The organism is Streptomyces sp. NPDC002513 (assembly GCF_053595355.1).
On the sequence record NZ_JBSFXK010000021.1, the window covers coordinates 1 to 13,949 of the forward strand.

The 13,949-nt window shown below is 71.0% G+C and carries 10 protein-coding genes; 3 read left to right on the forward strand and 7 right to left on the reverse strand.

Going from position 1 to position 13,949, the window contains the following annotated elements; all coding sequences use genetic code 11:
* Window positions 1-92 precede the first annotated feature (92 nt).
* Together ACWD5Q_RS16355 and ACWD5Q_RS16360 are read right to left on the reverse strand one after the other, a co-directional pair.
* Window positions 93-293, reverse strand: coding sequence for an acyl-CoA carboxylase subunit epsilon (locus tag ACWD5Q_RS16355; protein ID WP_451427663.1), 201 nt, complete (start codon window positions 291-293; stop codon window positions 93-95).
* Between the two features lie 57 nt (window positions 294-350).
* Window positions 351-1,943: an acyl-CoA carboxylase subunit beta gene (locus ACWD5Q_RS16360; RefSeq protein ID WP_451427664.1), complete on the reverse strand. Its 1,593-nt coding sequence runs from the start codon at window positions 1,941-1,943 to the stop codon at window positions 351-353.
* A gap of 418 nt (window positions 1,944-2,361) precedes the next feature.
* Between ACWD5Q_RS16360 and ACWD5Q_RS16365 the strand changes: the two genes are divergently transcribed.
* Window positions 2,362-2,967, forward strand: a complete 606-nt coding sequence (locus ACWD5Q_RS16365; protein ID WP_451427665.1) for a YceI family protein — start codon at window positions 2,362-2,364, stop codon at window positions 2,965-2,967.
* A gap of 133 nt (window positions 2,968-3,100) precedes the next feature.
* On the opposite strand, the gene ACWD5Q_RS16370 is transcribed toward ACWD5Q_RS16365, so the two are convergent.
* Together ACWD5Q_RS16370 and ACWD5Q_RS16375 are read right to left on the reverse strand one after the other, a co-directional pair.
* Window positions 3,101-4,456: a hypothetical protein gene (locus ACWD5Q_RS16370; RefSeq protein WP_451427666.1), complete on the reverse strand. Its 1,356-nt coding sequence runs from the start codon at window positions 4,454-4,456 to the stop codon at window positions 3,101-3,103.
* 86 nt (window positions 4,457-4,542) lie between these two features.
* Entirely contained in the window at window positions 4,543-7,566 is a 3,024-nt protein-coding gene (locus ACWD5Q_RS16375) for a glycoside hydrolase family 3 protein (RefSeq protein WP_451427667.1), read from the reverse strand.
* Window positions 7,567-7,813: 247 nt separating this feature from the next.
* Here ACWD5Q_RS16375 and ACWD5Q_RS16380 point away from each other — a divergent pair, with 247 nt between their 5' ends.
* Both ACWD5Q_RS16380 and ACWD5Q_RS16385 read left to right on the forward strand, forming a co-directional pair.
* On the forward strand, window positions 7,814-9,682 hold the full coding sequence (locus ACWD5Q_RS16380; RefSeq protein WP_451427668.1) for a ricin-type beta-trefoil lectin domain protein: 1,869 nt from the start codon (window positions 7,814-7,816) through the stop codon (window positions 9,680-9,682).
* A 51-nt stretch (window positions 9,683-9,733) separates the two neighbouring features.
* A complete protein-coding gene (locus ACWD5Q_RS16385) occupies window positions 9,734-10,219 on the forward strand; it encodes a hypothetical protein (protein ID WP_451427669.1) in 486 nt (161 codons plus the stop codon).
* A 6-nt stretch (window positions 10,220-10,225) separates the two neighbouring features.
* Here the strand turns inward: ACWD5Q_RS16385 and cimA are convergent, their stop codons facing one another.
* The 3 genes from cimA to ACWD5Q_RS16400 form a co-directional block, all read right to left on the reverse strand.
* Window positions 10,226-11,830 carry a citramalate synthase gene (cimA, locus tag ACWD5Q_RS16390; RefSeq protein ID WP_451427670.1) on the reverse strand — a complete coding sequence of 535 codons (1,605 nt, stop codon included), beginning with the start codon at window positions 11,828-11,830 and terminating at the stop codon, window positions 10,226-10,228.
* 368 nt (window positions 11,831-12,198) lie between these two features.
* Complete coding sequence (locus ACWD5Q_RS16395; protein WP_451427746.1) at window positions 12,199-12,756, reverse strand: TetR/AcrR family transcriptional regulator; 558 nt, start codon at window positions 12,754-12,756, stop codon at window positions 12,199-12,201.
* Window positions 12,757-12,881: 125 nt separating this feature from the next.
* The gene (locus ACWD5Q_RS16400) at window positions 12,882-13,940 is read right to left on the reverse strand and encodes an agmatine deiminase family protein (protein WP_451427671.1); all 1,059 of its coding nucleotides are present in this window, start codon (window positions 13,938-13,940) and stop codon (window positions 12,882-12,884) included.
* Window positions 13,941-13,949: the final 9 nt, after the last annotated feature.

Genomic DNA, 13,949 nt, shown 5'->3' on the forward strand with positions numbered 1-13,949 from the left:
AGTACGCGGGCGACCCTCCGCCTTGCGATCGCACGCACCAGACGCCGCGACGCCCGCGCTCCGCGCGAACGACGGGAAACTCAGAACAGGCCCTAGCTGTGCCGCCAGCTGTGCGGCGCCCGGAAGCCGGGCTCGCGCTCCAGGCGGCGCCAGCCGGCCTTGGCGCGGCCCCGATGGGCCGGCGAGGCGGCGGACGGCTGGGCGGCCGCGCGGGCCAGGAGGACGGCCGTGATGGCGGCGACTTCCTCCGGCTCGGCGCGGCCCTTCTCGACGCGGATGTCGGGAGTGTTCATGGGTGTCAGTCTCCGTAAGAGAGGGGTCCGCGGGGTTGCCGCGATGGATCCGCTCGGTTACTGCGGGGGGTTGCCGTGCTTACGGGCGGGCAGGTCCGCGTGCTTGGCCTGCAGCATCGCCAGGGACTTGATCAGCACCTCGCGCGTCTGGACCGGGTCGATGACGTCGTCCACCAGGCCCCGCTCCGCCGCGTAGTACGGATGCATCAGCTCGGACTTGTACTCCTTGACCATCCGCGCCCGCATGGCGTCCGGGTCCTCCGCGCCCGCGATCTGACGGCGGAAGATGACGTTGGCGGCACCTTCCGCGCCCATCACGGCGATCTCGTTGGTCGGCCAGGCGTAGGTCAGGTCCGCCCCGATGGACTGGCTGTCCATGACGATGTACGCACCTCCGTACGCCTTGCGCAGGATCAGCGAGATCCGCGGCACGGTCGCGTTGCAGTAGGCGTACAGCAGCTTCGCGCCGTGACGGATGATTCCGCCGTGCTCCTGGTCGACGCCGGGCAGGAACCCGGGGACGTCCAGGAGCGTCACCAGCGGAATGTTAAAAGCGTCACACATCTGGACAAAGCGCGCAGCTTTTTCCGAGGCCTCGATGTCCAGGACCCCGGCGAGGGTCTGCGGCTGGTTGGCGATGATGCCCACCACCTGGCCGTCGAGCCGGGCCAGCGCGCAGATGATGTTGCGCGCCCAGCGCTCGTGGACCTCCAGGTACTCGCCGTCGTCGACGATCTCCTCGATGACCTTGGCCATGTCGTACGGGCGGTTGCCGTCGGCCGGGACCAGGTCCAGCAGGACGTCGCCGCGGCGGTCCACGGCGTCCGTGGGCTCGATCCGCGGCGGGTTCTCGCGGTTGTTCTGCGGGAGCAGCGACAGCAGATAGCGCACCTCGGCGATGCACGTCTCCTCGTCGTCGTACGCGAAGTGGCAGACGCCGGAGGTCTCGGCGTGCACATCGGCGCCGCCCAGGCCGTTCTGGGTGATCTCCTCGCCGGTGACGGCCTTGACCACGTCCGGGCCCGTGATGAACATCTGGGACGTCTCGCGGACCATGAACACGAAGTCCGTGAGGGCGGGGCTGTAGGCCGCGCCGCCCGCACACGGGCCGAGCATCACGCTGATCTGCGGGATGACCCCGGAGGCCTTGGTGTTGCGCTGGAAGATGCCGCCGTAGCCCGCGAGCGCGCTGACGCCCTCCTGGATACGGGCGCCGGCGCCGTCGTTCAGGGAGACCAGCGGCGCGCCGGCCGCGATGGCCATGTCCATGATCTTGTGGATCTTCGCGGCGTGGGCCTCGCCGAGCGCGCCGCCGAAGATGCGGAAGTCATGGGCGTAGACGAAGACCGTGCGGCCCTCCACCGCGCCCCACCCGGTGATCACACCGTCGGTGTACGGCTTCTTGGCCTCCAGGCCGAACCCGGTCGCCCGGTGCCGGCGCAGTTGCTCGACCTCCTGGAAGGACCCCGGGTCCACAAGCAGCTCGATGCGCTCCCGGGCGGTGAGCTTGCCCTTGGCGTGCTGCGCCTCGGTCGCCTTCTCGCTGGGGCCGGCCAGGGCCCGGGCGCGGATCTCGTGCAGTTCGGCGACGCGCCCGCGCGCGTCGGTGGGCTCGCTCCCGGAACCTACAGCCTCGTCCAAAACGGTCATGTAGTGACCTTACGAAGTCCACCAAGGAAACCGGCCCGTTGACTCCGTACAGTCTCCGGCCCGTTTTCCTGGTACCCCTGAACAGAACCAGGCCCGGATGCAGCCGATCCGACTGCTTCAGGGGGGCGAGCGTTGTAGGGCTCACACAAAGCGGTCACCCGGACGCCGCGGTGGATTCGGGGCCGCACATGCCCTCCCCGGAGTGACGCGGAACCTCGAACGGCGGCGCCCTCACCGTACCCGCCCCGCCCGGGGACACATGACCCGGCGGAAAGACGCGAGCGACAAGGTTGAAAGTTGAACGGATTGCGGTTACCGTCGTTCACGTTGGAACTCGTTGAAGATTCAACCGCCTCTTCGGCGCCGCCTCGGCTTCCCGCCCCGGAAGCCGGGAACCCGTCCCCCTAGGAGCACGACCATGGGCATCTTCGGCCGCAAGAACAGCACCACCATCGACACCGTTCCCGCCCCGGTGAACCCCGACCTCGCCGCGCTGACCGGTCACTACACCGTGGACCCCGCACACACCACGATCGGCTTCGTGGCCCGGCACGCCATGGTGACGAACGTCAAGGGCGGCTTCCAGGACTTCGAGGGCACGCTGCACCTGAACGGCTCGGACCCCGCCCGGTCCACGGCCTCGATCGACGTGAAGATGGACAGCATCGACACGGGCTCGACCGACCGCGACGGTCACCTCAAGAGCGCCGACTTCTTCAAGACCGACGAGCACCCGACGATGACGTTCCGCTCCACCGGGGCGCAGGCGCTGGGCGGCGACACCTACCGGATCACCGGCGACCTCACGATCCTCGGCACCACCAAGCCGATCAGCATCGACCTGGAGTACAACGGCACGGCCAAGGACCCGTTCGGCAACGAGCGCGTCGGCTTCGAGGGCACGGCGGAGATCCTGCGCTCGGCGTGGGGCCTGACCTGGAACGCGGCGCTGGAGACGGGCGGGGTGCTGGTCTCGGACAAGATCAAGCTGATCTTCGACATCTCGGCGATCAAGCAGGCGTGACCCTCCCCGCCGCGAACCGCTCCGCGGTCCCCGCGCCATGCGGCCTCCCCCAGCGAGCCCGTCCTCCGATTCCCCTGTGGAGGGCGGGCTCGCGGCTGTGCTCAGGGCAGGCGGCCCGTGGACGGCGGCCGGGTCAGAACCCCCCGCCGAAGTCCCCTCCGCCTCCGCCGCCCCCGCCGAAGTCCCCTCCGCCGCCGTCGCCGAAGCCGCCGCCGAAGTCCCCGGGGTCGAAGTCCGCGCCGGACATGTCGCCGCCGTCGTAACCGCCGAAGCCGCCGTCGCCCGCGCCGTAGTCGGCCGCGTACGACGGGGTGGACATCATGCCGCCGAGCAGCGTGCCCACCAGCAGGCCGGGCAGGATGCCCCCGCCGAAGTAGCCGCCCGCCCAGGGGCCGTAGGCCGGGCCGGCGTCCCAGTAGGGGCGGCGGCCGTACTCCGTGTCGACCTCGCGGATCTCGGGTTCACGGCCGTCGGCCAGCCGGGCCCGGTCCGCCGCGCAGACCGGCACCTCGCGCGGGGCACCGCCCGGGGGCGTCCAGAGCGCGTCGGCGACGGACGGGCCGTGGCGCGGGTCGAAGAAGCACGGCGGACGGCGCTCGGGCAGGGGACGGCCCTCCCGGCGGGCGGCGAGCACCGCCAGCGAGAAACGGCCGTCCTCGAGTGCCTGGGTGACGGCCTTCACGTCCTCCGGGCGCCGTGCCGCGGCCATGGCCGACTTCGCCTGGTCGTAGGCGTTCAGCGCCCGCTCGTAGTCCTCGCGCATCGCGTCGTCCGCGCCCGGTTCCCCGGGCTGGAAGTCCAGGCGGTCCAGTTCCTCGCCGAAGGCGGTGATGTCCTCGTCGACCACGACCCGCAGCTTCTGCAGTGCGGCCTGCTGCTCCTCCTCCCGCCGGCGCCGGCCGCGCCGTACGAGCGCGTAGGCGCCCGCGCCGCCGGCCACCAGCACCGCGGCGACCGCGATCAGCGCGGTGGAGGAGACCCCGCCGCCGCCCGAGGTGCCCCAGCTCGACGGGGCGTGCCCGCGGACGGTGCCGAGCGCACGGTCGGTGAAGTCGTTGAGCTGGGCCTTGGCGGACTCGCCCTGCACGCTGGTGACCAGGTTCCGCACAGCGGTGCGGGGCAGCACCGAGGAGTCGGCCCGGGCGTCGAAGCGGTCGCCGAGGCGGATCGCGTACACACCGGTGATGCCGGTGGCCGTGCGGAGGTCGGAGAACAGGTTCGCGGTGGGGTAGCCGGCGGGCAGGACGGCCACGAAGACCGGTTTGCCGGCGTCCTCGATCTTCTTCGCGAGGGCGTCGGCGTCCCGGGCGGACAATTGTCCGGAGGCCGCCGGATCGACATAGACCGGGCCCTTGCGCAGGGCCGCGGCGACGGCCGAGACGCCCGTCGCCGCCTCGGCGCGCGGCGCGCCCGCGTAGAGCACCGTCAGGGCCGCCATGAGCAGCGCGACCAGCGGTACGGCGAGTCCTTTGACCAGTACGGACTTCATACCTCGACGCTACCCGAAGGCGACCGGAACGGGACGGACGGAAGAGGGGCGGTGCACGATGTGCACCACCCCCCTGTCCGGACATGTCAGGCGACCGCCCGGTACGCCTCCGTCAGCTTGGCCACCGCAGCCGCGTACTTCCCCGTCAGCAGCAGATGGTCCGCGTCCGCGAACGGTCCGGAGACCGCGGCCGTGATCCCGGATCCCACCTTCTGCTGGACGAGCAGCCGCGCCTTGGTGACGATCTCCTGGCCGGCCCGCGCGGAGCCCGCCTTCTCGGCCGCGGCGGCCGCGCGCCCGAGCGCCTTCAAGGCCGCCGCACCGCCCTCCGGGACCGTGGTGCGCGTGGTCAGACCCCAGCCGTACGGGAACTGCGGGTCGTACGACGCGTCACCGACGTTGATCGGCAGCTGGGCCTCCGACTTCGGCCAGGTCACCGGGAGCTGCCCGGTGAACGGGCGGCTGCCGTAGAGCACGTCCGCCACGCCGTCGCCCTCGGTGCCCGGCAGCCAGGAGGCCACCAGGGCGTTGATCTCACCGAGCCGGTCGCCGATCAGCTGCGGACGGCCCGAGACCATCAGCACCGCGCACTTCATGGCGCCGCACACCTTGTCCACCGCGGCCTTGTCGGCGGCGGAGAGCTGGAGGTCATGGCCGTTGCCGACGTCGCCGACACCCTCGGCGTACGGGGTCTCGCCGACGACGACCACGCCGACGTCGTAGCCGCCCAGCGGTGCCGAGGCGTCCTTGGAGTAGGTGACGTCTCCCCCGGCCTTGCGCATCGCCTGCAGGATGGTCGTGCCCTGGGTGTGGGTGCCGGACGCGCCCTGCCAGGTGACGGTCCAGCCGCCGGTCTGGTTGCCGAGGTCGTCGGCGTTGGAGCCGGCGACGTAGACCTTCTGGCTCTTCTTCAGCGGCAGCACCCCGCCCGCGTTCTTCAGCAGCACCTGGGACTCGGCGGCCGCCTGCCGGGCCACGGCCCGGTGCTCGGCGGAGCCGATCTGGGCGGCGTTGCTGGTGTCGGCGTACGGGTGCTCGAAGAGCCCCAGCCGGAACTTCTGCGTGAGGATGCGCGAGACGGCGTCGTCGATCCGCTTCTCGGTGACGCGTCCCGCCTTCGCCTCGTCGATCAGCGTCGAGCGGAAGTTCTTGTACGAGTACGGCACCATCATCATGTCGACACCCGCGTTGACCGAGGTGCGGACGTGGTTGGCGTAGTCACCGGGGAGCTGGTCGATGGCGTTCCAGTCACTGATGACGAACCCGTCGAAGCCCATCCGGCCCTTCAGCACACCGTTGATCATGTCGGCGCGGGCGTGCATCTTCACCGGGCCCAGGCCGTCGCCGATGATGTCGAGCGACGAGTACGACGGCATGACCGAGCCGATGCCGCGGTCTACGGCCGTCTGGTACGGGGCCAGGTGGATGGCCTCGAGCTGCTGCCGGGTGACCTTGGTGACGCCCTGGTCGATCTTGTACGACCCCGTGGTCGACGAGCCGTACTCGGTGCCGCCGTCGCCGACGAAGTGCTTGGCGGTGGCGAGGACCTTGTCGTTGCGGCTCAGGTCCCGGCCGTCCGCGCGTCCCTGGAGACCCTGGATGACGGTCTCCATGGACGTGACGAGCGCCGGGTCCTCGCCGAAGGACTCGTAGGAGCGGCCCCAGCGCTCGTCGCGCGAGACGCACAGACAGGGCGCGAAGTCCCAGGGGACGCCGGTGGCACGCACCTCACTGGCCGTCACGGAGCCCGTCTTCTCGGCGAGCCGGGGATCGCGGGTGGCCCCGATGCCGATGTTGTGCGGCATGATCGTGGCGCCGACGAGGTTGTTGTGGCCGTGGACGGCGTCGACGCCGTAGATCAGGGGGATCTGGAACCGGGTCGCCTGCGCCCGGAGCTGGTAGGAGTCGATCATCTTCGCCCACGCCTCGGGGGTGTTGGGCGTCGGGGTCGAGCCACCGCCGGACAGCAGCGAACCCAGGTCGTAGGCCGCGATGTCACCCTGGGAGGTGAGGCCGAGGCGCTCGGCCTGGGTCATCTGGCCGGCCTTCTCCTCCAGGGACATCCGGGAGAGCAGGTCCGCGACCCGCTTCCGTATCGGCAGCCTGCTGTCCAGGTACGGCAGTCCATGGGCGTCGACGACCACCTGCGGGGTCTCGGCGGGGGCCTTGGCGCCGGTGACGTCCAGCGTGAGCGGGATCGTCTCGGCGGGCTCGGCGGCCTTGTCCTTGAGGGTGCGCACCTCGATGGTCCGCGTGCTGCCGGAGGCGGTGCCGGCCGGGAAGGTCAGGGTTCCCTTGGCGGCGGTGTAGTCGGTGCCGGACTCGGCGGTGCCGCCGGCCGTGTCGTAGGCGACGGTGACGGGCTCGTCGAGGGGCGCGGAGCCGGTGGTGGCGACGGTGACCTTCACCTGCGCCGTACCGCCCTCCCTGACCGGGTAGACGGCGGAGTCCGTGGTGACGGAGGCCCGTCGGGACTGGTCGGCCTTGCCGTACAGCTCGACGTCGTCCATGGCGAAGTGGCCCTTGACGCCGGCGGGGAGCGTGACGGCGTAGCCCCACATCTGGGTGAGGCCGAGGACGTGGTCGATGCCGCCGACGGGCTGGTAGTCCGTGCGATACGTGAAGGCGTCGAACGGGATCTGGATCTGCTTCCAGCCGCTGAAGTCATCGGTGAAGGAGGTCGTCCACAGCTCGGACGCCTCGCCGTTCGCGCCGCCGTCCTTGATTTCGAAGGCGATCTTCTTGCCGTTGTTCTGGCCGTCCCACCAGAAGCGGATGCCCTGGTGGGCGGACCAGTCGTGGGCGGGCCCGCCGGCGGCGAAGTCGTGGGTGAAGCCCCCGTAGCCGCTGATGTCGTACGTGCCGGTGAGGACCTTGGCGCCCTCGGGGGCGTCCGGGCGGTCGGCGAGTTGCAGCGCGGGCGGGTCGTCGGCGTCGCCGCCCCAGGTGAAGATGCCCTCTGCGGGCTGCTGCGCGAAGGGCACCTCGCCCTCGAAGCGGTCGACCGGGACGGGGGCGGGGTCGTCGGCGCCGGACGCGGTGCCGGCGGCCGTGAACGGGATCAGGCCGGTGAGCAGGGCGGCGGAGGCGAACAGGGCGGTTCTTCGCATGGACCTTCCCTTGGGCTCTCGTAGTCCCCATAGTGGGCTTACGACTTAGATCACGCCGTGAGTTAACTGGCGTAACCCGCCACCGTCAAGACTTCACGTCAGAACAGGTACGAGCCCAAGTTCCGGTGGGCGCATGCGCGTTGCCCCTTCAAAAATTGAACGCACACCCCCTTGACGCGGCCCCGGCGTCGTCATTTACTCACGCCTCGCACGCCCCCATCCCCCACCCTCAGAAGGGCGGCGCTCCATGAGAACACCTTTGCGCGCGGTGCGCGTGGTCCTCGCCGGGCTGCTGACCACCGCCGGGCTGACCGCGGCGGGCACCCTGCCCGCCCATGCGGCCGGCGAGCAGGTCACGGCCTGGCTGACCACGACCGACGACAGCGGCGGACGGCATGTGGTGCGCGGACTCCAGGCACAGGCGCCGTTCGCGTTCCAGTCGGGCACCGGCGGCGGCGGCGAGAACATCACCGTCGACGAGAACACCCGCTACCAGACCTTCACCGGCGGCGGCGCGTCCTTCACGGACACCGCGGCCTGGCTGATGAACAGCAGCGGAGCGCTGTCGCAGACGACGCGGGACGCGACCATGCGGAAGCTGTTCTCGCCGACGGACGGGATCGGGCTGTCGTTCCTGCGCAATCCGATGGGCGCCTCGGACCTGGCCCGCTACGGCTACACCTACGACGACATCCCGGCCGGGCAGACGGACCCGAACCTGACGAACTTCTCGATCGCGCACGACCTGGCCGACGTGGTGCCGCTGACGCGGCAGGCGCTCCAGCTCAACCCCTCGCTGACGGTGATGGCCACCCCGTGGACGGCGCCCGCCTGGATGAAGGACAGCGGGCAGCTCAACGGGGGCTGGCTGAAGGCGGAGGACTACGGGGCCTACGCGTCGTACTTCGTGAAGTACCTCCAGGCGTACCGGGACCAGGGCGTCCCCGTCTCCTACGTCACCGCTCAGAACGAGCCGACCTGCTGTTCGGGCTATCCGTCGATGAGCTGGAACGCCTCCGGGCTCGCGTACTTCACCAAGTCCGAGCTGCTGCCCAAACTCCAGGCGGCGGGCCTGTCGACGAAGGTGCTGGCGCACGACTGGAACTGGGACACCTACGACAACTACGCCGCCCAGACGGTGGACGACGCGGCGGTCCGCTCGCATCCCAACTTCGGCGGGATCGCCTGGCACGGGTACGGCGGCGACGTGACCAAGCAGACCACCGTCCACAACCAGTACCCGCAGCTGGACGCGTTCGGCACGGAGCACTCGGGCGGCACCTGGATCGCGAACCAGCAGCGCGAGGACATGCTCAACATCGTCGACTACACCCGCAACTGGGCGAAGTCGGTGACGAAGTGGTCGCTCGCGGTCGACCAGAACATGGGCCCGCACAACGGCGGCTGCGGCACCTGCACCGGCCTGATCACGGTCCACAACGGGGACGGGGCGAGCGGGACGGTCGACTACACGATCGAGTACTACACGATGGGCCATCTGACGAAGTTCGTCACGCCGGGCGCGCAGCGCATCGCGTCGACGGCCAGCTCGGCGGTGCCGAACGTGGCCTGGCGCAACCCGGACGGCTCGAAGGCGCTGATCGCGTACAACGACGCGGCGTCGGCGAAGACCGTGACGATCAACTGGGGCGGCCAGCACGCGACCTACTCGCTGCCCGGGAAGACGTCGGCGACCTTCACCTGGTCCGGTGCGCAGTCGAACGGCACCAGCGGGTCGGGGGCGTTCGTGGGTCTCGCGGGCAAGTGCCTGGACGTGGCGGGCGCCTCGAACGCCAACGGAACCGCGGTGCAGCTCTACGACTGCAACGGGTCGAGCGCCCAGCAGTGGACGGTGAAGGGCGACGGTTCCGTCCAGGCGCTCGGCAAGTGCCTGGACGTGACGGGCGGTTCGACCGCGGACGGGGCCAAGGTCCAGTTGTACGACTGCAACGGGACCGGTGCACAACAGTGGTCGTACAACTCTTCGACAGGTGATGTGGTCAACCTTGCGGCGAACAAGTGCCTCGACGTGACGGACAACTCGTCGGCGAACGGGGCACGGGCACAGATCTGGTCGTGCACGGGTGCGGCGAACCAGAAGTGGCGGCTTCAGTAGGTCCAGGGGTGACGGCAGGCGCCGCCCTTTCGACGGGAGGGGGCGGCGCGGATGCGTCGGACGGTGCTGGCGGTGGCGGGCGCGGTCGGGGCGACCGCTCTGCTGAGCGGGTGCGCGGCGGTCGATCTGCCGCTGGCGGCCGTGGGTCCGGGCGCGGACGGCGCGCCGAACGCGCTGATCCGGCCGTGCGGTGACGACGCGTACCAGGGCCCGGCCCTCGACGGGCAAGCGGACTCCGCCGCCGGGGGCCTGGTCACCACCGGCTGGGACACGGAGGGCGAGCACACGGGCGACGCCGTGTTCGGGCTGTTCACACCCCCGGCCCGCTGGCACGCCCGCCACCGGGGAGCCCAGCGACTGCTGCCGGACCACAGCTACACGCTGTCCTTCGGCCACTACGTCACCGGTGACTCCTACAACGGCGTCGTCACCTTCTCGGCCCGGGACATCGCCGCGCTGCGCCCCGGCCAGGTCTGGGCCGACGGCCGGGCCATGAGCCGCGGCGAGTTCGAGAAGCTCGCCGCGGACTCCTGCTGAACCCCGCTACTCCGCGGGCTCCACCCCGGCCCGCAGCAGGCCGTAGGTGTAGGCGTCCTCCAGCGCCTGCCAGGACGCCGCGATCACGTTCTCCGCCACGCCGACCGTGGACCACTCCCCCTGGCCGTCGGACGTGGCGATGAGCACGCGGGTCGTGGACTGCGTGCCGTGCTTGCCCTCCAGGATGCGGACCTTGTAGTCGACCAGGTCGAGGGCGGCGAGCTGGGGGTAGATCCTCTCCAGGGCGACCCGCAGCGCCCGGTCCAGGGCGTTGACCGGGCCGTTGCCCTCCGCCGTCGCGACGATGCGTTCGCTCTTCGCCCAGAGCTTCACCGTCGCCTCGTTGGCGTGGGTGCCGTCGGGGCGGTCCTCGACGATGGCCCGCCACGACTCGGTGCGGAAGTAGCTGAGCGGCTTGCCCGCCACCTCCTCGCGCAGCAGGAGTTCGAAGCTCGCGTCCGCGGCCTCGTAGGTGTAGCCCTTGAGCTCGCGCTCCTTCACCCGCTCCACGACCCGGCCGACCAGCTCCCGGTCGCCGCCCAGGTCGATGCCCAGTTCCCTGCCCTTCAGCTCCACCGAGGCCCGGCCCGCCATGTCGGAGACCAGCATCCGCATGGTGTTGCCCACCAGCTCGGGGTCGATGTGCTGGTACAGATCCGGGTCCACCTTGATCGCGGACGCGTGCAGGCCCGCCTTGTGCGCGAAGGCCGAGACACCCACATAGGGCTGATGCGTGGAGGGCGTCAGATTGACGACCTCGGCGACGGCGTGCGAGATACGCGTCATCTCGCGGAGCCTGCCCTCGGGCAGCACCTTCTTGCCGTACTTGAGTTCCAGGGCCGCCACGACCGGGAAGAGGTTCGCGTTGCCCACCCGTTCGCCGTAGCCGTTCGCCGTGCACTGCACCTGCGTGGCGCCCGCGTCCACCGCCGCGAGGGTGTTCGCGACGGCGCACCCGGTGTCGTCCTGCGCATGGATGCCGAGCCGGGCGCCCGTGTCCGCCAGGACCGTGGAGACCACCGCGTGGACCTGCGCGGGCAGCATGCCGCCGTTGGTGTCGCAGAGGACGACGACGTCCGCCCCCGCCTCCCAGGCCGCGCCGACCACCGCCTTGGCGTACTGCGGGTTCGCCCGGTAGCCGTCGAAGAAGTGCTCGCAGTCGACGAAGACCCGGCGGCCCTCGGCGCGCAGATGCGAGACGGTGTCGCGGATCATCTCGAGGTTCTCGTCGAGCGTGGTGCGCAGGGCCAGCTCGACATGGCGGTCATGGGACTTCGCGACCAGGGTGATCACCGGCGCGCCCGACTCCAGCAGCGCCCTGACCTGCGGGTCCTCCGCAGCCTTGCCGCCCGCCCGGCGGGTGGCGCCGAACGCGACGAGCTGGGCGTGCCGGAAGTCGATCTCCTGCTGGGCGCGGGCGAAGAACTCGGTGTCCCGCGGGTTCGCGCCGGGCCAGCCGCCCTCGATGAAGCCCACGCCGAAGTCGTCCAGGTGCCGTGCGATGGCCAGCTTGTCCGCGACGGTGAGGTTGATGCCCTCGCGCTGCGCGCCGTCGCGCAGCGTGGTGTCGAAGACGTGGAACGAATCGTCGAGTTCGCTGGTTGCCGTCATGGTCTCAAGGCTCCTGTATGGGATCTCGGTCTACCGGAATGACCGGCTCCACCGTCCTTCCATGGTCCCTCGCGCTTCCCCTCCCGGCTGAAGGTGGGCCAGGAAAACGAAAAACCTCTCGCGGGTGCGAGAGGTCTGCGCGCGGGTCGAGGACGACGATGGCCGCCCGTACCTGGTCGTACGAGGCGGTCACTGCGGACCGGCGCGCCTGCTGCCAATCATCGTGGCGAACGTAAGCACGGGGGCAGTCTGGCACAATCCGCCCCCGCGCTCACCGCCGTCTCAGGATGCGGTCGTCGGCGTGGACAGCCACGCCCGTCACCCGCCTCGGGGCGATGCGCTCGCCGGCGTGCCGGCAGGACGGCCGGTCAGACGTCCGCGGGCGGCGGTCCGCCCAGTGCCCCGTCCAGGAACTCCCGTACATGGCCGAGCACCTGCTCCCGGTCGGTGCCCCGCAGGCCGATCGCCACATGGATGGAGAAGCCGTCGAGGAGGGCGCGCAGCCGGGCGGCGAAACGGTCCGGGTCGACCGGCCGGAACTCACCCCGCGACACCCCCTCGGCGAGCAGGGCCGCGAGGTCGCGGTGCCAGGCGCCCTCGATGGCGGCCTGCCGGTCGCGGGCGTCGTCGTCGGCGTTCTGCGAGCGGTTCCAGACCTCCAGCCACAGGGTCCAGTGCGGATCCCGGTGGCCGTCGGGGACGTACAGGTCGACGTACGCGTCGAGCCGCTCCCGGGCCGGGGCGGACCGGCTGAGCAGCCGCGCGCGTTCGGCGCCGAGTCTGCCCTCGCTCCACTCCAGGGCCTGGAGCAGCAGCTCGTCCTTGGAGCGGAAGTAGTAGAGCAGATGGCCGCTGCTCATCCCGACCTCCCGGCCGAGCGCCGCCATGGTGAGCTGCTCCAGACCGTGCTCGGCGATCATGCCCATGGCGGCGGCGAGGACGTCCTCACGGGGCGGGGCGACATTGCGTCTTCGGGTCACTCGCCGGCCTCCGCGGGGCCGGCCGGACGGTGGCCGCACACGGCACAGAGCAGTACATCCACCCGTACGTTCTACCTGACCGCTTCCCTCACCGGGACCCTCGGCTGCTGCTGGGTGATGCAGTGGATGCCGCCCCCGCCCGCGAAGATCGTCCGGGCGTCCACGAGCGTCACCGTCCGCTCCGGGAACAGCCGGCGGAAGAGGGCGGCGGCGCTCTCGTCGCGGGGGTCGTCGAAGGCGCACAGCACGACGCCGCCGTTGCACAGGTAGTGGTTGATGTAGGAGTAGTCGGCCCAGTGCCCGTCGGCCTCCAGGGCGGTCGGCGCGGGCACCTCGACGACCTCCAGAGCGCGGCCCCGGGCGTCGGTGGCGGACTTCAGGATCCCGATGACCTCCCGGGTGACCTCGTGGTCGGGGTGCGCGGGGTCCGGCTGGTGGTGGGCGACCACCACGCCCGGGCGGGCGAAGGCGGCGACGATGTCGACATGGCCGAGGGTGCCGAAACCGTGCGGGGGGTAGTCGCCCGTCAGGCCGCGCGGCAGCCAGATCGCCTTGCGGGTGCCGAGGTGGGCGTGGATCTCCGCCTCGACCTGCTCCCTCGTCCAGTGCGGGTTGCGCTCGGGACCGAGCTGCACGGTCTCCGTGAGCAGGACGGTCCCCTCGCCGTCGACATGGATCGCGCCGCCCTCGTTGACCAGCTTCGAGGCGTACGTCCGCGCGCCCGCGAGGTCCGAGACACACGCGGCGATCTTCGCGTCGTGCTCCCAGCGGGCCCAGCCCTGGGCGCCCCAGCCGTTGAACGTCCAGTCCACGGCGGCGAGTTCGCGTCCGTCGGTGAGGAAGGTGGGGCCGATGTCGCGCATCCAGGCGTCGTCGAGATCGCGCTCGACGGTGTCGATGCCGTCGCCCAGCAGGGCGCGCGCCCCGGCGGCCTGGCCGGGGCCGCAGACCACGGTGACCGGTTCGAAGCGGCGGACCGCGCGGGCGACCGAGGCCCAGGCCGCGCGGGAGGCGGCGAGGTCGCCGGGGTCCTCGAAGGTCGGGTTGGGGCCCGGCCAGGCCATCCAGGTGCGCTCGTGCGGGGTCCACTCGGCGGGCATGCGGAAGCCGTCGGCGGCGGGGGTGTTCATGGCGGGGGT

Bases quoted from the DNA above. Each gene is read 5' to 3' on its own strand.
- ACWD5Q_RS16375 (WP_451427667.1), bottom strand. From the start codon at position 7,566: ATGCGAAGAACCGCCCTGTTCGCCTCCGCCGCCCTGCTCACCGGCCTG.
- ACWD5Q_RS16360 (WP_451427664.1), bottom strand. From the start codon at position 1,943: ATGACCGTTTTGGACGAGGCTGTAGGTTCCGGGAGCGAGCCCACCGAC.
- cimA (WP_451427670.1), bottom strand. From the start codon at position 11,830: ATGACGGCAACCAGCGAACTCGACGATTCGTTCCACGTCTTCGACACC.
- ACWD5Q_RS16380 (WP_451427668.1), top strand. From the start codon at position 7,814: ATGAGAACACCTTTGCGCGCGGTGCGCGTGGTCCTCGCCGGGCTGCTG.
- ACWD5Q_RS16355 (WP_451427663.1), bottom strand. From the start codon at position 293: ATGAACACTCCCGACATCCGCGTCGAGAAGGGCCGCGCCGAGCCGGAG.
- ACWD5Q_RS16395 (WP_451427746.1), bottom strand. From the start codon at position 12,756: ATGGGCATGATCGCCGAGCACGGTCTGGAGCAGCTCACCATGGCGGCG.
- ACWD5Q_RS16370 (WP_451427666.1), bottom strand. From the start codon at position 4,456: ATGAAGTCCGTACTGGTCAAAGGACTCGCCGTACCGCTGGTCGCGCTG.
- ACWD5Q_RS16385 (WP_451427669.1), top strand. From the start codon at position 9,734: ATGCGTCGGACGGTGCTGGCGGTGGCGGGCGCGGTCGGGGCGACCGCT.
- ACWD5Q_RS16400 (WP_451427671.1), bottom strand. From the start codon at position 13,940: ATGAACACCCCCGCCGCCGACGGCTTCCGCATGCCCGCCGAGTGGACC.
- ACWD5Q_RS16365 (WP_451427665.1), top strand. From the start codon at position 2,362: ATGGGCATCTTCGGCCGCAAGAACAGCACCACCATCGACACCGTTCCC.